General features: G+C 62.0%; 25 protein-coding genes. 18 read left to right on the top strand and 7 right to left on the bottom strand.

Annotated features, from left to right (window positions below; translation table 11 throughout):
• Positions 1-98: 98 nt before the first annotated feature.
• From G9465_RS08710 to G9465_RS08695, 4 genes are all read left to right on the top strand, one after another.
• On the top strand, positions 99-1637 hold the full coding sequence (locus G9465_RS08710) for a methyl-accepting chemotaxis protein (protein ID WP_166969036.1): 1539 nt from the start codon (positions 99-101) through the stop codon (positions 1635-1637).
• 69 nt (positions 1638-1706) lie between these two features.
• The gene (locus G9465_RS08705) at positions 1707-1973 is read left to right on the top strand and encodes a hypothetical protein (protein WP_166969034.1); all 267 of its coding nucleotides are present in this window, start codon (positions 1707-1709) and stop codon (positions 1971-1973) included.
• Positions 1974-2031: 58 nt separating this feature from the next.
• Positions 2032-2211 carry a protein translocase SEC61 complex subunit gamma gene (locus G9465_RS08700; RefSeq protein WP_166969032.1) on the top strand — a complete coding sequence of 60 codons (180 nt, stop codon included), beginning with the start codon at positions 2032-2034 and terminating at the stop codon, positions 2209-2211.
• Between the two features lie 4 nt (positions 2212-2215).
• A complete protein-coding gene (locus tag G9465_RS08695; protein ID WP_166969030.1) occupies positions 2216-2653 on the top strand; it encodes a transcription elongation factor Spt5 in 438 nt (145 codons plus the stop codon).
• A gap of 141 nt (positions 2654-2794) precedes the next feature.
• Here the strand turns inward: G9465_RS08695 and G9465_RS08690 are convergent, their stop codons facing one another.
• The gene (locus tag G9465_RS08690) at positions 2795-3085 is read right to left on the bottom strand and encodes a hypothetical protein (RefSeq protein ID WP_166969028.1); all 291 of its coding nucleotides are present in this window, start codon (positions 3083-3085) and stop codon (positions 2795-2797) included.
• Positions 3086-3186: 101 nt separating this feature from the next.
• Here G9465_RS08690 and G9465_RS08685 point away from each other — a divergent pair, with 101 nt between their 5' ends.
• Complete coding sequence (locus G9465_RS08685) at positions 3187-3948, top strand: PHP domain-containing protein (protein WP_193571747.1); 762 nt, start codon at positions 3187-3189, stop codon at positions 3946-3948.
• Here the strand turns inward: G9465_RS08685 and G9465_RS08680 are convergent.
• Together G9465_RS08680 and G9465_RS08675 are read right to left on the bottom strand one after the other, a co-directional pair.
• Positions 3945-4451, bottom strand: a complete 507-nt coding sequence (locus tag G9465_RS08680; RefSeq protein ID WP_166969024.1) for a metal-dependent hydrolase — start codon at positions 4449-4451, stop codon at positions 3945-3947. The two genes, G9465_RS08685 and G9465_RS08680, sit on opposite strands and share 4 nt — an antisense overlap.
• Before the next feature lie 37 nt (positions 4452-4488).
• The gene (locus G9465_RS08675) at positions 4489-4998 is read right to left on the bottom strand and encodes a CinA family protein (protein ID WP_166969022.1); all 510 of its coding nucleotides are present in this window, start codon (positions 4996-4998) and stop codon (positions 4489-4491) included.
• Between the two features lie 80 nt (positions 4999-5078).
• Here G9465_RS08675 and G9465_RS08670 point away from each other — a divergent pair, with 80 nt between their 5' ends.
• The 6 genes from G9465_RS08670 (at position 5079) to G9465_RS08645 (ending at position 11433) form a co-directional block, all read left to right on the top strand.
• Positions 5079-5219: a hypothetical protein gene (locus tag G9465_RS08670; RefSeq protein WP_166969020.1), complete on the top strand. Its 141-nt coding sequence runs from the start codon at positions 5079-5081 to the stop codon at positions 5217-5219.
• 132 nt (positions 5220-5351) lie between these two features.
• Complete coding sequence (locus G9465_RS08665; protein ID WP_166969018.1) at positions 5352-6626, top strand: tyrosine-type recombinase/integrase; 1275 nt, start codon at positions 5352-5354, stop codon at positions 6624-6626.
• Positions 6627-6688: 62 nt separating this feature from the next.
• Positions 6689-8200, top strand: a complete 1512-nt coding sequence (locus G9465_RS08660) for a twin-arginine translocation signal domain-containing protein (protein WP_166969016.1) — start codon at positions 6689-6691, stop codon at positions 8198-8200.
• Between the two features lie 122 nt (positions 8201-8322).
• Positions 8323-9282, top strand: a complete 960-nt coding sequence (locus G9465_RS08655) for a hypothetical protein (RefSeq protein WP_166969014.1) — start codon at positions 8323-8325, stop codon at positions 9280-9282.
• Positions 9279-10973 carry a hypothetical protein gene (locus tag G9465_RS08650; RefSeq protein WP_166969012.1) on the top strand — a complete coding sequence of 565 codons (1695 nt, stop codon included), beginning with the start codon at positions 9279-9281 and terminating at the stop codon, positions 10971-10973. The genes G9465_RS08655 and G9465_RS08650 overlap by 4 nt, the downstream gene beginning before the upstream one ends.
• Before the next feature lie 76 nt (positions 10974-11049).
• Positions 11050-11433 (top strand): hypothetical protein, encoded by a 384-nt coding sequence (locus G9465_RS08645; protein ID WP_166969010.1) that lies wholly within the window; start codon positions 11050-11052, stop codon positions 11431-11433.
• Between the two features lie 236 nt (positions 11434-11669).
• Here G9465_RS08645 and G9465_RS08640 read toward each other — a convergent pair whose 3' ends face one another.
• The 4 genes from G9465_RS08640 to G9465_RS08625 all read right to left on the bottom strand — a co-directional run bounded on the left by G9465_RS08640 (position 11670) and on the right by G9465_RS08625 (position 14411).
• Positions 11670-12596 (bottom strand): hypothetical protein, encoded by a 927-nt coding sequence (locus G9465_RS08640; protein ID WP_166969008.1) that lies wholly within the window; start codon positions 12594-12596, stop codon positions 11670-11672.
• A gap of 2 nt (positions 12597-12598) precedes the next feature.
• Positions 12599-13327: a hypothetical protein gene (locus G9465_RS08635; protein ID WP_166969006.1), complete on the bottom strand. Its 729-nt coding sequence runs from the start codon at positions 13325-13327 to the stop codon at positions 12599-12601.
• Positions 13324-13617 (bottom strand): hypothetical protein, encoded by a 294-nt coding sequence (locus G9465_RS08630; RefSeq protein WP_166969004.1) that lies wholly within the window; start codon positions 13615-13617, stop codon positions 13324-13326. Before G9465_RS08630 ends, G9465_RS08635 begins: the two co-directional genes overlap by 4 nt.
• Positions 13618-13850: 233 nt before the next feature.
• Complete coding sequence (locus tag G9465_RS08625; RefSeq protein ID WP_166969002.1) at positions 13851-14411, bottom strand: hypothetical protein; 561 nt, start codon at positions 14409-14411, stop codon at positions 13851-13853.
• A gap of 221 nt (positions 14412-14632) precedes the next feature.
• Here G9465_RS08625 and G9465_RS08620 point away from each other — a divergent pair, with 221 nt between their 5' ends.
• The 7 genes from G9465_RS08620 (at position 14633) to G9465_RS08590 (ending at position 21648) form a co-directional block, all read left to right on the top strand.
• Positions 14633-14899 carry a hypothetical protein gene (locus G9465_RS08620; RefSeq protein WP_166969000.1) on the top strand — a complete coding sequence of 89 codons (267 nt, stop codon included), beginning with the start codon at positions 14633-14635 and terminating at the stop codon, positions 14897-14899.
• The gene (locus tag G9465_RS08615; protein WP_166968998.1) at positions 14896-15087 is read left to right on the top strand and encodes a hypothetical protein; all 192 of its coding nucleotides are present in this window, start codon (positions 14896-14898) and stop codon (positions 15085-15087) included. Before G9465_RS08620 ends, G9465_RS08615 begins: the two co-directional genes overlap by 4 nt.
• Positions 15088-15538: 451 nt before the next feature.
• Positions 15539-16705: a hypothetical protein gene (locus tag G9465_RS08610; protein ID WP_166968996.1), complete on the top strand. Its 1167-nt coding sequence runs from the start codon at positions 15539-15541 to the stop codon at positions 16703-16705.
• A complete protein-coding gene (locus G9465_RS08605) occupies positions 16702-18567 on the top strand; it encodes a UvrD-helicase domain-containing protein (protein ID WP_166968994.1) in 1866 nt (621 codons plus the stop codon). Before G9465_RS08610 ends, G9465_RS08605 begins: the two co-directional genes overlap by 4 nt.
• Positions 18564-19787, top strand: a complete 1224-nt coding sequence (locus G9465_RS08600) for a bifunctional DNA primase/polymerase (RefSeq protein WP_166968992.1) — start codon at positions 18564-18566, stop codon at positions 19785-19787. The genes G9465_RS08605 and G9465_RS08600 overlap by 4 nt, the downstream gene beginning before the upstream one ends.
• 116 nt (positions 19788-19903) lie before the next feature.
• Positions 19904-20509 (top strand): site-specific integrase, encoded by a 606-nt coding sequence (locus G9465_RS08595; RefSeq protein ID WP_166968990.1) that lies wholly within the window; start codon positions 19904-19906, stop codon positions 20507-20509.
• 17 nt (positions 20510-20526) lie between these two features.
• Complete coding sequence (locus G9465_RS08590) at positions 20527-21648, top strand: pyridoxal phosphate-dependent aminotransferase (protein ID WP_166968988.1); 1122 nt, start codon at positions 20527-20529, stop codon at positions 21646-21648.
• Positions 21649-21769 lie beyond the last annotated feature (121 nt).

The following is a 21769-nucleotide window of genomic DNA, read 5'->3' as shown; positions in this document are numbered from 1 at the left end:
TTTCGTCGTAACCGGTCCGCCGTCGAACGACCCGCTCGACGTCCTGTTGGTAATTAGAGATAAGTATTATACGAGTACATCTGGCTTTGTTCAGGTATATGGGAACAGGTCGGTCGGCATCTCACGAACAATCGGACTCGGAAGTTGGCACAGAGGAGACACAAATCACCGGTGGCGGGACAGCCGGCGGCCCGCTGGACTACCGGCTCATTCTCGACCACGTCGATACCCCAATTTTCGTCCTCGACGGCGACGGCGATATCACGCACTGGAACAGGTCTATCGCGGCGCTGACCGGTGAGTCACAGGCCGAGGCCGTCGAACTCGCCGAGGAACACGGCGTCGTCGGGCCGGCGTTCTACCACGACGGCCGCCGGTCGATGACCCTCGCGGAGAAGGTCATCGAGGCACCCGAATCCGCCGACGAGGAGTACGGCGTCCCGCGGATCGAAGACGTCGACTACACGCTCTACGCCGACCAGAGCGTGATGAAGGACGCCCGCGGGGAGGACCGCCACATCCGGTTCAGCGCGGCCCCGATGTACGACGAGGACGGCACGCTCACCGGCGTCGTCGAGATGATACAGGACCGGACCGAGGACGCACGCCGGCAGGACCAACTCCGGGGGATGGTCGCGGAACTGCAGGGGACGATGGCCGACATCGAAGCCGGAAACCTGCAGGCCCGCGCGTCCGTCACCGAGACCGACTACGTCGACGACGAACTGCTCGACGTCGTCGACTCGCTCAACCAGATGGCCCAGCGACTGGACGACATCGTCACCGACGTCGCCGGACGGACCGACAGCCTCCACGACTCCGTCGAGACGGTCGCGGACAGCAGTGAGCGGGTCTCCGAACTGTCGACGGAGCAGTCCGAGACGCTCGCGACCGTCAGTCAGGAGGTCGAATCGCTCTCGGCCACGATAGAGGAGATAGCCTCGACGAGCGACGAGGTCGCCTCGACGGCACGGAACGCAGACGACGCCGCTACGGAGGTCCAGGAGACCGCAGAGGAGACGGAACGGGTCATGCAGGACGTCGGCGAATCCACAGACCGGGTCGCCGACGACGTGTCCGCACTCCGTGACCGCGTCGACGAGATAGACGAAATCGTCGCCGTCATCGACGACATCGCCGACGAGACGAACATGCTGGCGCTGAACGCCTCCATCGAGGCCGCACGCGCCGGTGAGGCCGGCGAGGGGTTCGCCGTCGTCGCCGACGAGGTCAAGAGCCTCGCCGAGGAGTCCCAAGAGCGCGCGTCCGAAATCGAGGCGATGGTCGGGCGAATCAAGGCCGACACGCAGGACACCGTCGAGAACCTCGAAGAGACGAACGAACAGGTCAAGCGTGGTATCGAACAAGTCGAGAACTCGACCGAGGCGTTGACCGACATCGTCGCCGCCATCGAGGAGACGGCGAGCGGCATCGAACAGGTCTCGGAGGCCACCGACGACCAAGCCACGAGCACCGAGGAGATAGCGAGCATGCTTGACGAAGTCGTGCGCCGGGCGGAAGCGGTCTCGACCGAGATGCAGGACGCCGCGGCCAACACGCGCGAGCAGACCAGACAGGTCGAAGAGATAAACGAGACAGTCAGTCGTCTGTCCGACGGACAGTCGACGAACCGCTGACTCGGTCGGCCGTCGATTCCTAACTCGTTAGGTACCCAAGCGAGGTTCGACGACCGTGTAGCACTGTGTATGACCGAAACCGGCACAGACGGCGGTACCGACGTCGGCGACGCGCTATCGGCACTCGGCGACTCGATGGAGCGACTCAGCACCAACACCACTGGTCTCGGAGATGCCGTCGAGCGGTTGCAGGCGTCCACGCAACGGCTGAGCGCTCAGCAGTCCGACATCGCCGAGCGGATGACCGAGACGGCCGACACGCTCGGTCGGGACGACACGACCCGACAGCCGTCGTCGAGGCGTTCGCGCGGTCGGTCGGCGGTTGCGGACGACTGACACCCGCAGGCAGTCGCGCACCACAATATAGAAAAGCCACCAGTGGGTACGCCTCGGTATGGACGTCCCGTACGACCTCACCTCCTACGTTCGCGTACTCAAACTGGCGAGTACGCCGTCCTGGGAGGAGTTCTCGCAGATCGCAAAGATTGCCGGTGCCGGCATCATGCTCGTCGGCCTCGTCGGCTTCATCATCTTCGCCATAATGACCTTCGTCCCCGGCAGCAAACCGGTGTAAACAGATGGGTATCTACGCAGTCAAGACGACGGCGAGTCAGGAACGCACCGTCGCGGACATGATCATCAACCGCGAGGAGCCAGACATCCACGCGGCGCTGGCCCCGGATTCGCTGACGAGTTACGTGATGGTCGAGGCAGACGACCACGCCGTCTTCGACCGTATCTTAGACGAGATTCCACACGCCAACGGCGTCGTGCAAGGCGAGTCCTCCATCGCGGAGGTCGAACACTTCCTCTCGCCGAAACCCGACGTCGAGGGTATCGCCGAAGGGGACATCGTCGAACTCATCGCCGGGCCGTTCAAAGGCGAGAAGGCCCAGGTCCAGCGTATCGACGAGGGCAAGGACCAGGTCACTGTCGAACTGTACGAGGCGACGGTCCCGATTCCGGTCACCGTCCGTGGCGACCAGATTCGCGTCCTCGACTCCGAGGAGCGGTAAGCGAACATCCGGCGGCGACGCCGCCGGGTCACTGTCGACGAGCGACGCGAGTCAGCGGCGTTTTTCCCGCGTGTTTGCGAGAAGGGTTCCAAACAGTCGTCGAAGGCGGCCGAGGAAACCCGACAAAATAAAAATCGGTCTTTAGCCTTCGAGTCGATCGATGACCTCGCTCATGTCGGCGGTGGCCTCGACGGATTCCTTGATGTTCTCACGGCGGCGGACCTCGGCGGCGGAGGCGTCGTAGGCGCGGACGTACTCCGCACGCGAGTGTTCGTCGAAGGCGTGTTTGATGGCGAAGTAACCGTCGGGGACGACGGTCCCACACACCTTACACGAGACGCGGTCGTGTTCGGTCGACTGGTGGACGATGAGGTCCTCGACGCGGTCGAACTGGCTGTCGTCGCCCTCGATGGCGCACTCCCAGCGTGGCATTGCTGAGAGGCAGGCCGTGCGACACCAAAAGCGTTCGCCACGACGCCGGACGACTTCCGTAAATGGAAACCTCTAATTGTGACACCGGGATAGCGAAAGCCGTGACGAGTGAGGGGTTCCACGTCGACCTACACGTCAAGATTATGGACGAGCGTGTCGTCCAGCGAGCGAAGGCACGGGGACTCGACGCCCTCGTGTACGCCCCACACTTCACGCGGTTGCCGGACATCCGTGCGAAAGCCGAGCGGTTCTCCGACGAGGAGTTGACCGTCATCCCGGGTCGAGAGCTGTTCACGGGGACGTGGCAGCGTCGCCGGCACGTCCTCGCCGTCGGCCTCGACGAGCAGGTCCCGGACTTTCTGACCCTCGACGGGACGATGGCCGAGCTAGAGCGACAGGACGCCGCCGTCTTGGTCCCGCATCCCGGGTTCCTGAGCGTGAGCCTCGGCATCGAGGAACTGCGGACGTACGCCAGTGTCATCGACGCCGTGGAAGTGTACAACCCGAAACACCTCCCACACCACAACCGGCGTGCGCGGCGGTTCGCCCGCGAGACGGACCTGCCGACGTTCGCCTCCTCGTACGCGCACCTCCACGGGAGCATCGGCGAGGCGTGGACGGCGTTCGACGAGGCCTTGCAGACGGCCGACGAGTTGGCGCGGGCCCTGCGAGACGAGGTCCCACGCCGCATCGTCCACCGCGACGGCCTGCGCCACACGCTCCGCCGCGGGCTGGAGTTCGCACACTTAGGGTACGAAAACAGTTGGGAGAAGTTCGACCGGGTGATGTTGCAGGGGACGGCACCGACCCACCCGGACCACGTCGCCTACGACGGGAAGTTCGACGACATCAAGGTGTACTAGGCGACGAGCGCCGTGCTCTCGGCGAGTGCCTGTGTCACTTCCGGCGGGAGGTACTGCGGCAGGACGTGGACCAGTACCGCGATGGCCGCGAGTTCGAAGACGGTGATGGCCACCGTGACTATCTCGGCCCGGTCGCTAGACGTCGTGACGCCGGACGGGAAGCCGTACTCCGTGTCCGAGAGCGGGTAGAACAGGGCGATACCCCGCCGCGACCCTAGATAGTCGAGGACGTAGTGGGTCAGCACGCCGAGCCACACCCACTGGAGGTTCCCGCCGTGGTAGATGGGATGTGCGAGAAAGAGTAGCAGGACCGGGAGGTTGTGCAGCGTCTTCCGGTGTTTGCCGAAAGCCGTGTCGACGTCGGGAAACAGCGCTCCCAGCACCACCGGGAGGAACACCTCCGCGATGGTCGCGAACGTCGAGACGTCCCCGGAGGGGTCGAGGACGTACCCCAGCCCGATGCTCAGCAGGACCGCGTTCAGAACGTGCCCGCGTTTATTCATCTACGCGGTCCGATGGCCGGCCGTCCGATAGGTTTTGCTACTCCTCCTGTGTGGCGTCTAACAGGTCCGTGAGCGACTGTCTGGCGATACGGTGCTTGACCTCGGTTCGTGACCCGTCGAACTCGTAGTGAGTGACCGTACAGTCGGAGTCGTTCGTCTCCCACGGCGCGGCGTGCGCGACGGCGATGTAGACGGTGCCGACCGGCGTCTCCGGAGAGCCACCGGTGGGACCGGCGACGCCCGTCGTCGCGACGCCCCAGTCGGTCCCCGCGGTGTCTCTGACCGCTTGGGCCATCTCGCGGGCGACGGGTTCGGAGACGGCGCCGTGGGCGTCGAGTGCCTCGCGGGAGACGGCCAGCAGTTCCTGTTTCGCGCGGTAGGAGTACGAGACGATGGAGCGGTCGAAGTAGTCGCTAGAGCCCGGAACGTCGGTCAACAGCGACCCGACGAGGCCGCCGGTGCAGGACTCGGCGACGGCGACTGTCTCCTCTCGGTCCCGGAGTACGTCGCCGACGCGCTCCTCGATAGGTGTCCCGTCGTCGGTCATAGCCGGTCGTTGTACGCGGCCGGGAATAAGCGTTCAGTCGTCGGCCCCGGACCTTTCCGTCTCTGTCACCAACACGTCGTATGGCCTACCAGACCACGCTCGGTTGGTCGCTCGTCTCCTCCGGTATCGTGACGCTCGTCCTCGGTTCCTGCCCGGTCGGACCTCCTGTGGGGTTGGTACTCCTCGCGCTCGGCGTCCTGACCCTGTACGTCCGGCAGTAACGGAAAGAAAGACGGCCGCGGAGCGTCGAGCGACGGTATGGACTACGAGACGCCACAGTTTTTCCGGGTGCTACACTGCATGTGGCGCAAGTAATCCAAACGATTATGCGCCACCCATGCGATATATTTCGCATGGTCGCCGATAGCGAGAAACCTCGAATCCGCTACGAGAATCAACGTGAGACGATAATCGACCAGTTCACTACGGAGGACGCGGATGCAATCCTCGAATTTCTCGATGCGTACGATCCGAACTTAGAGACGCCACGCCCACCGGAAGGCGACCAGACAAAGGCTATCACGACGCTCTACAACTACGCACGCGACCTAACGAAGGTCGGGGAGTGCATCGACACGCCACTCACTCAAGCGACAGCAGACCACCTTAACGACACGTTCAAAGCACTGTACCGAGGGACGCATCCGGAAGCGAAAGACGGCGGCTACTCGCAGAACACTGTGAGAGCATATCAGAACAACACAGTCAAATTCTACAGCTATTACGACGGCGAACCCGTCGACCCTGACGACCTGTTCCGCTACTCCCGCGACCAAACGCCGGTCGATGAGCGGGATATGTTCACCGAGGACGAGATCGAGGCCATGCGGGATGAGATTGAACACCCACGCGACCGGGCGATCTTCGAGCTGCTACTGAATACAGGCCAGCGTGTGAGTGCGATTCAGAAGCTCCGAGTGAAAGATATCGACGTCGACGAAGGCCTGCTGTATCTGAACCACGAAGAGGGACAGCACAAGAACGCGAGAGGCAAACGCCCGCTGCTCGGTGCCGAACAGGCCTGCCGTGAGTGGCTTCGCTACCACCCTACGGGCGAACCGGACGACTATTTCATCACACAACGGGACGATTTCCGTGGACCGGGCAAGGACCCCGGAAGCCAGCTCCACACGACGAATATCTGGCGAGCAGTGAAGAAAATCGCCGACAAGGCTGGCGTCGAGAAGGACGCGAACCCGCACGCGTTCCGACACAACTTCGCCACGATCTGCGCCGGTGACTACGATATGTCACCGGACACGATCAAGCACCTGCTGGGGCACTCAGACTCAAGCACGACCTTCGAGGAGGTATACAAACACATCTCCGACGGAACGTATGTCGAGAAGGCGGAGGTCGCTGCAGGCAAGCGTGAGGAGAAAGAGGAAGACGACCGACTCTCCCCGAACATCTGCCACTGCGGCCAATCACTCCCGTCCGACGCGAAGGCGTGCCATGCGTGCGGGACTGTGTATGCACCGGACGCACAGGCCGCGAAAGAGCGGTTAGACGATGATACCGACGAGAAGAAGGACACTGCCGAAGACATGGATATCCTCCGGGCGATCGACCGCATCGACCGACTCCGGGAAGAAAACCCCGAACTGCTCGAAGAACTGGGTCTGTAGCCTGCCGAAAATCCCCTGGCCTTCCTGCTTTTTCCTAGTCCAGTCCGTATCTACATCTAGATATGTCGAAGAGCGAAACAGGCGGTACGAGCCCGCTGCACGATCTTTCCAACGAGGAGCTTGAGGCGCTGGCGGAGCTCGCACAGGCACGAGTCGAGCGGCGGGTGTCTCGTCGCGACGTGCTGAAAGGTGCTGGTGCACTCGGCGTCGGGGGGCTGCTGGGCGGCGGCGCGACCTCGGCGGCGTCCGCTGATGCGAGTGATACCGACAGCGTGCCCGACGTCGGGACGCCGTCGAATCCCGTCGACGTGTTCGGCGACGGTATCAGCGCTAATTCGGTCAGTACAGAGAACACGATTAACAACCGCGTTCAGGTCAACCCCAATGATGATCTGCAAACGAGGGTGAATGATGCCGGCACCAATGGGATTCTGGAATTTGAACCGGGGACGTACACAGCCGACCTCGTTACCGCTGCCGACGGACAAACGTGGATTGTCGGCAAGGGCGTTGAGTTCCAACCTTCGGCGGATAACGCCGCGTTCGAGTTCAACGTATCCGATTTCACTGCCTCGGGGACGTTGAGGGTTGCAGACCCGAACAACAACACTACGTCGGCCCCTGGCGTCAAATTCGACGGCACTCGATTCTCTCATTTTGACTTCGTCGATATTTCGGGGACCTTCAAGGGAGCAGTCTTCGACTCCGTGAACCGAGATACGCGCGAGAACAACATTGGCGGCCTCCGGGTCTCAAGCCACCGTAACGGCGGAATCGACGTGCTCGGCGAAACTCACGACAACACCATCAACGCGATTTGGTTGCTCGGGCAGAACGCATCGGGCAACGGCCTCCTCTGGAACACGTCTGGAGTTGACGGAGGGAACCGCATTCACTCCCTACTCGCCTTAGAGCACGGTGGTAACGGCCTCTCGATAGAGGGAGGCGAAATGGAGGCATGGTTCGGGAGTGTACTCACTGACAAGGCCGGCGGATCTGGCGTCTACATCGGCGCTGCTGGGATGCACCGAATTTTTATCGGCCAGCTCTGGGCGTCGACCAACGGGAACAATGGAATCTATTTCTCGCCCGGATCTGGCAACACGATCAGCGAAATCCAGATTTCCCAAGCCTATGCGTGGAACAACACCAATTTCGGCGTGCTGTTCGACAGTGGCACGACGGAGGCGCTGGCAGTCGGCTCTCTCATCGCGCAGTCCAATGACACGGCGGCAAACGGTAATCCGAACGTCCGGGTCGCTGGGACACTTAAAGACTCCTACATCGGCTATCTGCGCTCCTACGGCGCGAGTGGCGTCGATGTGACCGGCACGGTGTCGGACAGCCACATCGTCCGGGAGCACGTCGACGATGGGTTAGAGTTCTCGGCGTTTACGTCGGTCAACGGCGACGAAATGCCGGAGGACCTGACCGCGAGAACAGGGAACTACCCGAACGAGTTCGCGCGCCATGACGGAACAGATGGGACGAACACGAACGCCCCAGAACCCGCATACTGGGAAGCGTCCGCTGGAGAGTGGCGAGGTCTCTACAGCGGCACGGTGATCGCCTGATCGGCAGGTAATGAGACACACTGACCAGAGATCCACACCCGCAATCGCGAAATTGTAACTGCCCCCGCCGTGGTTCTCCCTGGCGTTCTCGTTTTTTACGCTTTTAGGCCGTCTTGTTACGTATGAGTGGGAACCCCACCGAGGCCGGTGATACCTTCACCGAGGCCTTCCGCGAGGGCGGGTCGGCCGCCGAGCGGCGACGACTCCTCGAAGAATCGGACAGTTACAACACGGACGACGACGGCCCCGACCGTGACGACGACGGCGGCGGTGGCGGGTCGAGCGGCGGCGGCCGGGCTACGCCGGTCGCCGGGTCGGACCGCGGCCTGCGTAATCTCGCCGACGCGGCAGCCAGCGACAGCGGGTCGGGCGGTGGTGGGTCGGGTGACGGTGACAGCCAGCCGCCACAGGAACCACCGGGCCTGCAATCCGGCCGTGTCGGCGGGTTCGAGGGCGGTAGCTACGACGACTCGGCGGGTGGCGGTATCGCCGATCCGAACAACGGAAGCGGTGGGGGCGGCAGTGGCCCCGACCGCCCACAGTCCGGGCAGGGTATCGGCGGCCCCGGCGTCACGGACCCGAGCGCCGCGCCGTCGGAAGAACTTGACAGTCCCGAGCGTACGTTTCAGCCAGAAGCCACACAGACGGGCGCGGTCGAGAGTCAGGGCGGCCGTGTCGGCGAGCAGGCCCAGAGTCTGGAGCAAGAGGTAATCGGCCAGCAAATTAGCGACCTGTCGGGCGACCTGCGACAGTCGGGCGCGCAGTTGCGCGAGGAGGACGTCATGGTGACCCGCGAGGGTGACGAGTTACAGGCCACCCTCTCGCCCGTCGGGCGCGAGCGGGTCGAGTTCGTCGCCGAGGGCCAGCAGGCCCAGCAGGCAGAGGTGGCGGTCGAGCGGGAGCTAAACCGGCCGTTCGCCAGTAGTGACGTGACGGTGGGGGCGGGCGGGCAGGTGTCGGTGTCGGGTGACGTGCGGGCCGAGGCGCGGCGGCAGGCCCGTGACGATGCCGCGGCGGCCGACTCGTCGACGGCGACCGCGCCGGCCACGCCGGCCGAACGTGGCGGGGCGGCGGTGGCGTGACGGGCGCGGACGTGCCGGCGGGCGACGTGCTCGCCGAGACGTTCGGTGTCGACCCGGGCGCGGCGGTCGAGCGCGGCCAGCAGGACCGTGATGCCGAGACGGGCGAGGCCTTCGGTGGGCAAGGCGTGGTCGAGCGTGGGTTCCGCGACGTGCTCAACAGCTACGAGGACGCCGTGGTTGACCCGGCCGCCGATACGGCGGGCGATGTGGGCCGGTTCGTCAACGACCCGTCGGCGCGGCCGGGGTTCCTGCAACCAGTCACTCAACCCGGACAGGACCCGGAGGACGTGACAACGGGTGTCGGTATCCCGAATGAGGCACAGGCCGAGGCGGCGGTCCGAACGGTCGGGAACCTGCCGCGCCTCGGTCTCACTCCGATAGAGGCGGGTGAGTTCGTTGTCGAAGGGGCCGAAGCGGCGGCGACCGGCGAGGGCGGCGAGTTCGTCGAGCGGGCCGGGGGCGCGGCCGCCGTGACGGCCGCCGAGATGGGCGTGGCCGCCCAGCAGTCGCCCGACCGGTTCCTGTCGACGCTCGGGGCGAGCACGCTGGGCACGGCCGGGATACTCCGCGGGGCACGTGCGGCCGGCGGTGCGCGTGGGGCGCGGGCGGCGGCGACGACGATACAGCCCGGCGAGGAGCTGGCGATAGCGGCCGCTCGCCGAGGCGTGCCAGGCACGTCACGGTTGGCCGGTGCTATCGGTGACGTGGACGTTCGGCGGCGGGCCGGGGAGTTCCGCCGAGACGAGAGCGGGCAACTCGGCCGGTCGCGTGCCGGTGAAAGTGACGGGTCGAGTGGGTCCGGTGGGTCGAGCGACACGACGCCGACGATCTCGGCCGAGGACCTGTCGGGGTCGCGGGCCACGGTTGACCCGACCCGTGGCGGTCGGTTCGGCACGCGGCCGACTGGCGGCCGGTCGCCGGAGTCGCGGCCGGAGCGCATCGCCGAGGGCGAGCCGGGCGCGGGCAACGTTCGTGGGTTCCGGTCGGCCGAGACGGAACAGCAGCGTGGCGGCGTGGCCGCCGACCGTGGCCGGGTGCCGGATAACGACCTTCGAGAGCGCGCCCAGCGGCCGGAGGTGCGACCGGCGGGCGGGCCGCCATCGCCGCGCGAGGCGCTATTCGGTGCCGTGCGGACCGAGGCGACGACGGACACGGCGACGGACGCCCAGCAACGGACCGAGGCGGCCCAGGAGGCCGAGGTGCGACCCGGCGCGGGTGTCGGGGCCGGTGTCGGGCTGGGGTTGCGGCCGGACGTCGACGTGGGACCCGCCGAGGTTGAGCGGGCGCGGGTTGAGCCGTTTGCCGGGTTGCGGTCCGAACCGCTCGCCGGCACGCGGGGCGAGACGCGGCAGGACACCCGGCAGGACACGCGGACCGAGACGCGGACCGAGACGCGGTTCGACACCCGGAAAGACACGCGGAGCGAGAGTCGGCAGGAGACGCGGGCCGAGGCACGGGCCGAGGCGCGACGGGAACCGCTCGCCGACCCGGTGCGGGGCGGCCGTGGCGACGACGATGAGGAGCGGTCGGGGTTCCTCGGCACGGTCGATGAGATACGGACCGAGTTCCGCAATCCCCTCACTGGCGACGTGCTGCAGGGCGGTTCTGGAGACGCAACCCCCACACCTGACGGGCCGGAAACCGGTCTGCAGCTGCCCGGACTGTCGGGATTCCCGGGCTTTGAGGGGTGACCGATACAGAAAGTGTGTTGATGGATGGCCTGTTTAGGAGTTAACACTAAGGGGGAGTGTTCTGGTAAGTAATCACATGGATGAAATGGAAAATCCAAAAGCATACCGTTGGCATATGTACACTACGATTTTGATTTGGGTTGGTGGACTAATTCTACTGATACCAGTTCTGGCATTTCCAGATTCTGGATTTAGCGATGTTTCGGTGATACTCTACTTACCCCTCGGGCTCGCATTATTTGTAACCAATATTCTGTCACTGGCGGGTTACTACAAGGATGCAAAATACCTGGGGGAGTCGGAGGCCGTCTATAAACCTTGGTGGTTCCTCTGGATATTGGCGCACTTGTTCTTGGGCGCGCCGTGGATTGCTCCCGCCTATCTACTACGGCGGCGAATGAAATTAGGCAAGAACGATTACAGTGGGACTCTGCTTGCCCGTGCCCGCAAGCTGGTGTAGCCTTTCACTTATTCAAGCTACTTGAGCGGGCTACAGTGTTCGTGCGTGCGTGATAGGTGTGTGTGTGTTGTGCGGTTCCCTCCGGCCCTCGACGATGGCGGGTGGGAGAGATCTTCTGCTGTTGTGAGAAAATGACGATGCCCGTGGTGGCGGTCGTTGGTGGCTTTCTGCCAGAAATCAGCATTACGCGCGTTACTATACTAACTGTATGCGCTCCGGCCGTGTGTGTAACCTACCTACGTGTGCTGCTGTAACTCTTCTGTGTCGTATTGCTCTTCAAGCAGACTCTTAACCGTGCGAGCGTCCCGATGTGTGATTTCATACTCAGCCCGGATTAGGTCCGCATTTATATATGGGCGGTTGTTCTGGTTGTGGCGACCGACGACAGCGCCTATACCATCGTTGGCCACCTGTGCGGCCACCTCTTTCACCGTTAGGCCGCCGTCTTCTTCCTCTTCCTCAGCGTCTTCGAGGCTTTCAATCGTCTCTTCGTACACACTATCCTGAAACTCACCCTTCCGCCGTTCATAGGTCGACACAAGTTCGGTATCCTCCGGCGGGGCGAACGTGTTGCGAGTGATTCGCTTCTTGTAGCCGTTCTGTAGGCGGCGAGGATACTTCTTGAGAATATTGCCGCTCGAATCAATCCGGTCCGGGTCGATGAACTTCCACTTGAGCCGAACCCACTCGTCGGGGTTCTTTTTCGTGATTTCGAGCACCGCTTGTAGTCGCCCCTGTGTCTGACTGTCGAGCTCCGAGAGCCGCGGCAGGGTGAAGATGAGGCCGAGATTGTGGCTACGAATGAGCTGCAGAGCCTGGTTCGCGAGAATCTGACTGCGGTCTTGCCACGTTCGCCGGCCGAGCGAGACGCCGGCTTCGTCGAGGACATAGAAATTCCCGGGTTCGTGGTCGCCGTTCTTCAGCACCTTCAGCAGCTCCGCGACGTCGAATATCACGCGGTCGGCGTTGAACGACGGGTCAAGACTGTTTGCGATTTTCAGCGCCGTGTAGCTCTTCCCGCTCCCCTCACGGCCGACGACAGTAGCCATGAAGTGCTCATTGTCACGGTTCACGCGGTCCCAGACGCGGCGGAGCAACCATGCAGTATGGTTCTCGTTGGGCTTCTGTAGCCGTTCTGGCGGCGAATTGGTGCCTGTAGACATGGTTAGAATGCGCTCTCGTCGGGATCGTCTTCGGACTGATAGCCCACGTCGATGCTAATCCCGGCTTGTTGCAGAAATTCGTCAGCGATTCGGACGCTCTTCTCCAACCATTCGCGCCGGAGTGGTGTCTGGACCGTGGGATATACCGTGTTTTGTTCTGGTGGAATCGTGTCGGGATTCGTCGTGATAGCCCACTCTTTTCTGATTCCGTTTGTCTCTAACACGTCATATAGGCCGTGTAGAGTGACTTCCTTCGGTTCCGGCGGGGCGAATGCACGGGAGAACTGGTTGTGTTGATGGCTGGCAATAGCCTCTCGCGTGCTCACATCCGGGCGATAGAACAACGACCAACGGTAGTTGTGTGATTCCCGTCCATTTGCTTTGGATGAGTTTTCAGGCGGATATTTCCCGTCTGGCGGGTATAGCGTCTCTTCAACAACCGGTGCTTTTCGGTAGTAGTACGTGCTATTCTCGACTTCCTCGGAGCGGAGCAGTGGCTCTATGGCCCGGAGATACTGCTTGACCGCTGTGGACCAGATTCGCACGAGCTGAGGGCGTTTCAGCCGCACTCCTTCAAGCGGGGCTTCGACGAAACAGGAGTCTTCCCGTTCGTCGACGCGGTTGCGAGCAGCGATGATTCTGTCCTTGAGTTTCTGGTCGACAGAGCCCTCTTCGTCGCGGACGCGCTTTCCGCCGTCGTCGTTGTCGTCGTTGTCGAAAGGCGGGGTCATAGCAGATAATGCTCCGTATCTGGTTCTCCAAATCCGTTCATCCGGCGCTTCTCCCCATTCACGCACGCAAGACCCGTCTTGAGTTTTGGATCTTCGCCGGGGACGTCGGACTGTACTTCAACCAGTTCGTGAGTGTAGAAGTCGCCCGAGGAGGTTAGATATGGATTCCCACAGTGCGGACACAGTGGCTCTTCGAGGTCGCCGTGCTCCCCGATCTGTTCGGTCTCGTGCTCGTTCGCTATGACCTGCTCGTCGTTGGGGATGAACCACTCGGGCATGTCGTGTTTCATGCCCCTCCTCCCGGAAACACCGGCTCTTCTCCGAGATACTCGGCGCAAATCCGTGCCAGAACTTCGCCCTCGCGTGCGCTGTCTCCCATCTCCTCGCGCGCCTTTCGCTCCGCCTTTTGCCACAGTTCCATTTCCCTGCTGTTACGGTGGACAGCGAGCATTTTTCGCGGCATTACAGCTTACAGTACGTTTACAAGCACCCTAAAACAAGGAGGCCGGGCGGATTGCGTTCCTCAGCCGTTAGCGAGTTCGTCTTCTACGATCTCCAAAGCGCGTTCCCTCTCAGGCCACACATCTTCAAAGAATTCTCTTATCACATCGTCATCTGTCGCACCAACCAGATGCAACACGTCCGTAATCACGGTGGTGACGTTCCGGACGAACATCTCTTGAACTTCCCTTTCCACTTCTTCAGTGTCTTGCCACGACGAGCCGATATCCAAATCTTCCAGATTTTCAGCGAAGTTGTTTATCGTATCTCCGTAGATTTTCGTTTGAGCCCGAACGCCAGAAATCCCGTTCTCGCGGCCTTCTATGGACAACGGACTGAGGACTGCGGTGTTATTGTTTGCGTTTCTAAACACCTTCGCGAAGTCGTCAGATGTCCAATATGGGGATGCTTCTAACAGTGCCATATCTTCGTAGACGCCCGTGATGCTATTTCGTACCCTTTTCTTCCATTCAGATACATTTGAGTAGTCTTCTAAACTCTGCTCGCCGGTTAGCTTCTCTCGGTCCCCCGGGGTCAGGAAACCATTACTACGTGGCATATCTAACACTATAGTGTTACTCATATTTTAATCTTTCCCCAATAACACGCTAAGGTGTTAGACCTGTCTGCTTACAAGCGGCTTACATCCGTTGCTCCAGTTAGTCAGACAGACGCGCCGCTTGTCGGTGCGAGGGTGTGACCCCGCTGGGACGGGGCCGAGAACGACTGTGCATGCGGTAGTTCGTTCTCGTCTCCTAAGAATCCCACCGGCCAGGCCCATTCTGTTCTGGCGAATCCGGAACAATGAGCACGAAACACGAATCTCACGGCCTGACGGCGAACCCTTCCAAAGATGCACCGTCAGACCGCGTTCGGGACGTCCGTGAAGACGCCCAAAATGACGATACGGACGAACAGGCAAATAACCCGCCGAACCACGGCCTCCCCACGCACAGCAGCGCGCGATTCCTGTGGGAGTGCCCGAAGGACACGCCTATCTCCGAACTGGGCGAGGCCTACAAGAAGTGGCAGGGTGGCGAGCAATCCGACCTGACGAGGTGGTCGGAGTGAAAGCGAACCTCACCTGCTACAGGAGTGCGTGTCACGGTGAGTTTGCACCCACCGGCGCGGGCGACGACGCCCTGTATCGGTGCGAACTGTGCGGCGCTGAACTGGAACAGACTGGCGTCGAGCGGCTAGCCGAAGATGATGGACCGGTCGGGCAACTGGCGCAGGTTCTGCTGGAGGGTGCACAATGAGCCTCAGACACAGGCTGGAACGGTTGGGACGCGGTGAATGTCCCGACTGTCGCATCGATCTCCACGGCGACGTCTGCCCGGACTGTGGCACGAGCTGGCCGCTTGTCGGAGGTGACGGCGAATGAGCGGGCCGAACACTGTCGACACGTCGACTACGTGCCCGCGCTGCCGGCGATCCATCTCCGAGCGGTCGAGCAGCCTGGTTGACGACAGTGGTTGCCCATTCTGCCGGGAGGTTGTCGAGTGATGTGTGAGGTTTCTACCTTACTATACCCTTTCGCGGGGGATGAGCGAAGCGAGAGGCTGTTTTATATACCCCCAGCGGACAAGGGTTGTGTTGACGAAGGGATCGCGGGGGCAGGAAGTGTGAGCCCAACTACCTCTATCGCCTCACCCCCCGAGAAAGGGTCTATAGAAACGGCCAGCGTGCCCGTCCGAGAGGGTCCCGTTCATGACTGACGACGAACAGGACCAAAGTAATGCGGACGGTACCCCGGCGGGACGCGCCCGGGATGCGATGAAAACCGCTGTCGGTGAGTTGGAGGAAGCTCACGCGGACGCTGATAACGCGGCAGCGGCGGGCATCGCCGAACAGGAGCAGGTTAGCAAGTTCGTCGATGAGATAGCCCGGGCGCTCGCGGACGGGATGAATCAACCCGTGGGCGCGTTCGCCGGCCCTGTCGCCCAGCAGACCGAGTTTTTCACGAAGACAGATCTGAAACAGCAAATCAAGGACGCGGTTGAGGAGCACCGGGGCGCAGACAAGCAGCCCCTCGACGAATTTGTTGAGGAACGGTTAGAGTCGGTGACGGTCGTCAAGACGACGGACCACCGACAGGGCGCTGAATACATTTGGGATTTCGGGACGTTCAAAGTCGAAACCCGTAGCGGGAAGGACGGGCGCGGCCATTTCGCTTTCCCCCAATTCCGCGATCTAATCCATGAGTCGGGCGGCGTGAACACCGCGAAGCCCGTTCAAGATCGCCGGGGCGGTGAGGAATGGCGCGACTTCATGGCTGAGATGATAGATGCGCGCGGCAGCACGACCTACACGCGCGGCGCTCGAACCAAAGCGTTCGAGACACTCAGGAACAAAATAAAGCGACTCACGGGATACGGAACGCCCGAAAGTGCGCTCGACCATACCGGGATATGGGTTGTCCGAGAGAACTACGACCTGCCCGGGTGGTGGGCGGACCTGCCCGCAAACCCGCTTGCCCCCACCGACGACCGCGACTTACTCGACGGCTCCGTGAAAGAGATCCGCGTCCATGAGTCGGTGATTGAGCCCATCTTAGACGACGCCGAGATAACGCGGGCGGCGTTGTACCACGAGCTGAACGCCCGGAACCTCACCGTCCCCGGAACGTCCGGTGCGTCTATGAGCGAGTGGGTGAACGGCAGCGATGAGCGGTTTTGGACGCTGTTACCGGATATAGGGACGCCACGGACCTACGTACCCGACCCGAACGCAGGCGTTACAGTTCGTCAGGGCTCGGCGTTCCTCGACGATGGACAGGACGATAAACAACAGGAAACTACAGAACCCGTCGAATCGGGCGCTGATGACGCCCAGGACGACGGTGACGGGTTCGATAGCGTTGGTGATACTGCATGAGTGACTTGAGTTTAGACGACATTGAGATTACCGGGATAGACGAGCGCGCGGCGGACGAAAGCGTGAAACTGAACGGGCCGCCCGGGACCGGGAAAACCACGGAAAGCGCGGCGAGAGTGGCCCGACTCCTCGACGACTATGATTACCAGCTTAATGATGTGCTTTGGGCGACTTACCGCCACTCCCTCGCTATGGAAACGCTCGAACGTCTCGCCAATTGGGGGATAATCCCCGAAAGTGAACTGTCCGACCCAACGGACGGACCTACGCGCTACATAGCGACCACTCACGCATGCGCGAACCGTATGGTGGGCGGAGTCGGGGACATGGTGACTTGGTACGATAAAAAGAGCTTCGCAGAGGGGCGTAGCCTGAGGTTCGACAAGCGGAACCCGTGGGACGACCCACCGGGGCAGCTACTCTTTCAGGTCTTCGACTACGCCGCGAACAACTTGTTAGACCTGCATGAGCAAACGGACCGCGAGAAAATCCCCATGATGGACGATCTCAGGGACAAATACCCGGGCAACGTGGCGCGGGCGTTCGACGACTGGCAGGATTGGAAAGCCCAAAACGACAAATTCGACTTTTGGGAACAGCTACGCGCCCCGATAGACCAGGGCGTCCAGGCGAACAAGGACGTGGTTGTTATCGACGAATACCACGACGCTACGCCGCTCATGGCGAAGCTAAGCGAGCGGTGGATAGAGCAGGCAGAGGTGGCGATAGTCGCCGGAGACCCGCTACAGGTAGTCAACACCTATGCGGGGGCGGACCCCGAGTTTTTCGAGCGTTTAGACGTTCCTGAGGTTCTACTACCGAGAGCCCACCAGCGACCCCCTCGACAGCATTGGGCAGCGGCGACGACGGTATTGGAGAACGCCCACATCCGCCCGCCCGTCGAGATCGACAATTCTGGTTCGTTCCACACTGGCAGCTCGCCCCGGTTCAGTCACTCGGGCGAAAACGGGTGGAACGTCCCAAGCCCCGATACACCGCGTTCACCCGCGCACATGGTAGAGAACTACGGAACGGATATGATGTTTCTCAGTCGGACCCAGCGACAGGCGGCAGGCGTGGCCCGTGCGCTGGAAAAGGCGGGGATACTGTTTGAGGTTCAAAACAGTATGGACGTGGACGGTTGGGGCGCGAAAGAGGAAATGGCGGAACGGACAGCGCTCTATAACGCCTTACAGCGTCTCGAAGGTGTAACACCGGGGAGTAGCGGTGGCTCGGGGCTAATGGCCTACAGTGACAGCGACAGCGGCAGTATGACCCCATCAGACGTGAGGCTTCGAGCGCGTGAGGCAGCCGCTCTCCTCGACCATACGAACCACCAATATCTGAGCGAATCCCGGTCCGATGTTACCCAGGCGGCTAATGAGATCGTGGGCGCTGAGGTGGTGGTCCACGGTGACGAACTAAACGAGTACGTCGAGGCGGAGTTTTGGGATGTCTACACACGCGGCAGCGGGACAGTCCGGCACCTGAACAATTCGGGGGCGTCCGACATGGGCAGCGCCATAGACGACCGGGACCGTGAGGCGATGAAAGCCGCCCTGAACAAGAATGACGACCCCGTTAGAGGTGTCGAGACGAAAGTGTACACAATCCACGCCTCGAAGGGTAGCGAGGCGAAGAACGTCGTTGTGTACGATGGGATAACCCGGACGATTGAGGAGGGGATGTTAGAAAGCGAGAAAACGCGAAAGAACGAGTACCGGACTTGGTACGTGGCGCTAACCAGGTCCCGTGCTAATCTGTTCGTGTTGCGGGACGGGTTCGAGTGGACTAGCCCGTTTCTGCCCGAGACGCTGTTAGAGGCGGCTAAAGACGCCCATGAACAGGGGGCAAACGCATGAAATTCCCGTTTGAAGACTTGCATTACCTCAAGGCACGCGGCGACGGGAGCAAAAGACCGGCCGAAGCGTGGGGCGGCTACGGTACGCCACTCGCCGAAAACGACAAGGTGTATAGCCACGGCGATGTTGAGAAATTCCCGCGCGAGAGTTGGTTACTGAACGGTATTCGGGACAGAGAGCACATGAGCCACAAGTTGCTTGTATTCGACTTAGATATCCACAAAGCGCCCGACAACTTCGACCCCGGGCGTGTGGGCGTGCCCGAAGATACGCCGGTCGTTAGAAGCCAAAACGGCGGGTTTCACGTCTACTTTGTCGTGAACACCCCCGAGACGGGGCAAGAGTCTGACTTTCGGACGGTCGACGAGCTCCCGTTTGGTATAGACGTTCGGGGTGAATACGTGAAACATCACGTTGTGGCACCGGCCGATATACCGGGCGTTGAAAGCAACTACGAGATAGTGAACGACGAGACGATAAAGCACTATTTCGACCCGGCCGAAGCGGCCGAACGCATCACTCTCGACGGCGAACCGGCGCTAATCCACGACTCGGGCTATTCCGGTGCTGGGGGATACGAGCGCGACGAGATCGACCCGCCCGCGGACCTGCCGAAGTGCTACGCCGCCGGTCTGTCGCTTCGAAAAGAGGCCCCAGACGACGAGAATCTAAACACCCACAAAGTGAACGTGCTGACCGGTATGCTGGGACTTGCGGCCGGGTATAGCGTCGACGACGTGGTTACGCACTTCGTCGAGGATTATTACCCTGGCGGCCCCGACGACGCCGACCGCGAGCGGACGACGTACCACGTCGAAGATATCGCCGAACGGCTTGATAACAGGTACTCGCCGCCGGCCGTCTCGACACTCAAAGAGTACGGCATACTCCCGAAAGACGAGTCGTGCACCTGCGGCCTCCCAGGCCATACGCAGGAGAATATGGCCAAATCCGACTATTACAACGCCGGACTCGAAGGCGTGGCACGGGCGGAGGGTTACGGTGACCCGTTCGAGGACAACTTGGCGATGTTGAAAACCTGCCTCAAAGTCCGGGAAGAGACTGGATTAGCAGACGCTAAGCCGCCTTACTCAGCGCTACAGGCTGTCGCAGACCATTGCGGGCTGAACATGGAGGACCGCGAAGAGGGCATCTTAGGAAAGTCGAGTTACAAAGTAGCGCGGAGAATATTCGACGACTTGGCTCCCGGCGACCTGTGATAGATTTTGCGCGTTTCCCCACAAGCGCGCAACAGTAGCCCCGACACACCCCGATATCGGAGTGTAACACGTCCCCGGCCGTCTGGACTTTTGCACGTTCCCCATGAAAAGCACGTATGCGAACTGTGCGGAACAAAGACGGCACCTGGAACGTGTGGATGAGCCGCGACGAGTACCGCGAGCTGCCGAGAGCGACCGACACGTTTCAGCAGGAAATCGCTCTTCGCTTGATGGGCGACTGTGGCCTGCGCGTGGCCGAAGTTCTCGACGTGACGCCAGCACACATCTCCCGCCGGTCCGACGGTCGGCACTTCGAGCTGGAAGTGGTCGCTGGAAAGGATACGACAGGCGAATACCGTGGGGGTAAGCACCGCGAGACGTGGCTTCCACGGGAGTTTGAAGCGCAAATCAACCGCTACCGGCAGGAGAAAGAGATAGCCGACGATGAGCCGCTGGTCGACCGGGCGAAGCGAACCGTGCAAGATTGGGTAGACCGAGCGGCCGACCAGGCCGCCGACAGCACAGGAGACGACGACTACCGGCGCGTGTCGAGTCACGATCTCCGGCGGTGCTGGGCGAACCACCTACTCGTCGAGGAGAACGTATCGCCGAGAATCGTGATGGCGCTCGGTGGGTGGTCGAGTTACGACGCCATTGAACCGTATCTGGCGGCACCCACGGAGGACAACATTAACGACTCCATGGCCCAAGTGTCACTGTAAGGGAAACGCCGAAATCTATGGATACATACCGCAAACCCCAGTTTTTCCGGGTGATGCAGTACGCGGCCCGGGCCGACCGAGACGTGGTCGACATGGTCTCGGGCAACCCCGACTGGGACCCGCCCGAGGGGCTCCGGGACGGCCTCCGAGACTACGCCGAGGCCGACGCCGACGAGTTCCAGTACGCGCCGAGTCGTGGTCTCAAGGGACTCCGCGAGGAGATAGCCGCCAGACGCGACGTCGCCGTCGACCGCGTCGTCGTCACGAACGGGGCGGGCGAGGCCAACCACCTCGCGATGACCGGTGGGTTGGACCACTTCCCCGGCGGCGAGATTCTGCTGACCGACCCCGTCTACCCGTACTACGCCGGCCGGGCGAACTTCCTCGACGCCGAGACGACGTTCGTCCCCGTCGCCGGGGACGGCCACCTCGAACCGGACGCCGTCCGGGCCGCCGCCAGCGAGGAGACGAGCGTCCTCGTCGTCAACTCGCCGAACAACCCGACCGGCGCGGTGTACGGCGCCGACGCCATGGCCGAGTTCGTCGCAATCGCCGAGGAGTACGACGCCCTCCTCGTCAGCGACGAGGTGTACGACCACTTCGACTACGCCGGACGGTTCACGTCGGCGCTGGAACAGGACTCGCCGAACGTCGTCGCGACCAACTCCTTCTCGAAGTCGATGGCTATCACCGGTTTCCGGGTCGGCTACGCCGTCTTCCCGTCGCCCGACGGCCCGACCGGTGATATCGTCGACCGCGCCGGCACACGACACATGCTGACCAACGTCAGCGGGAGTCGCCCCGCCCAGTACGCCGTCGAGCGAGCCTTGCAGACCACCTCGCCGGAGTACTACGCGAAGTGCCGCCGCCGCCTCGAACGGCGCATCGATACGTTCTGTGCGGCGCTGGACGCCGCAGGCGCCGAGTACAATCGACCCGAGGGCGGGTTCTACGTGATGGCTCGCTTCCCGGAGTTCGCCGGCAGTTTCGAGAACGTCTACGAACTTATCGACGACGCCGGCGTCGCGGGGATGCCCGGCGAGGCGTTCGGCGAGTCGCGGTCGGACTGGATACGGTTCGCACTGGTAACGCCCCGCGTCGAGGAAGCGGCCGAGCGACTGGCGGCCTTCTTCGAGTAGGTCAGACGGCCTCGACGCGGACCACGTCACCGACCAGACCGTCTTTCAGCGAATCAAGCGCATCGAGTGCGACGACGCTGCCGTCGTCGACGGCCACGAGGTCGCCGGAGGCCGCGTCAGT

Origin of the sequence: Haloarcula sp. JP-L23, from assembly GCF_011602445.1 — an archaeon.
GTDB classification, from domain to species: domain Archaea; phylum Halobacteriota; class Halobacteria; order Halobacteriales; family Haloarculaceae; genus Haloarcula; species Haloarcula pellucida.
Note: the sequence above shows the minus strand (reverse complement) of the source record. Positions and strands in the feature narration are given on the sequence as shown.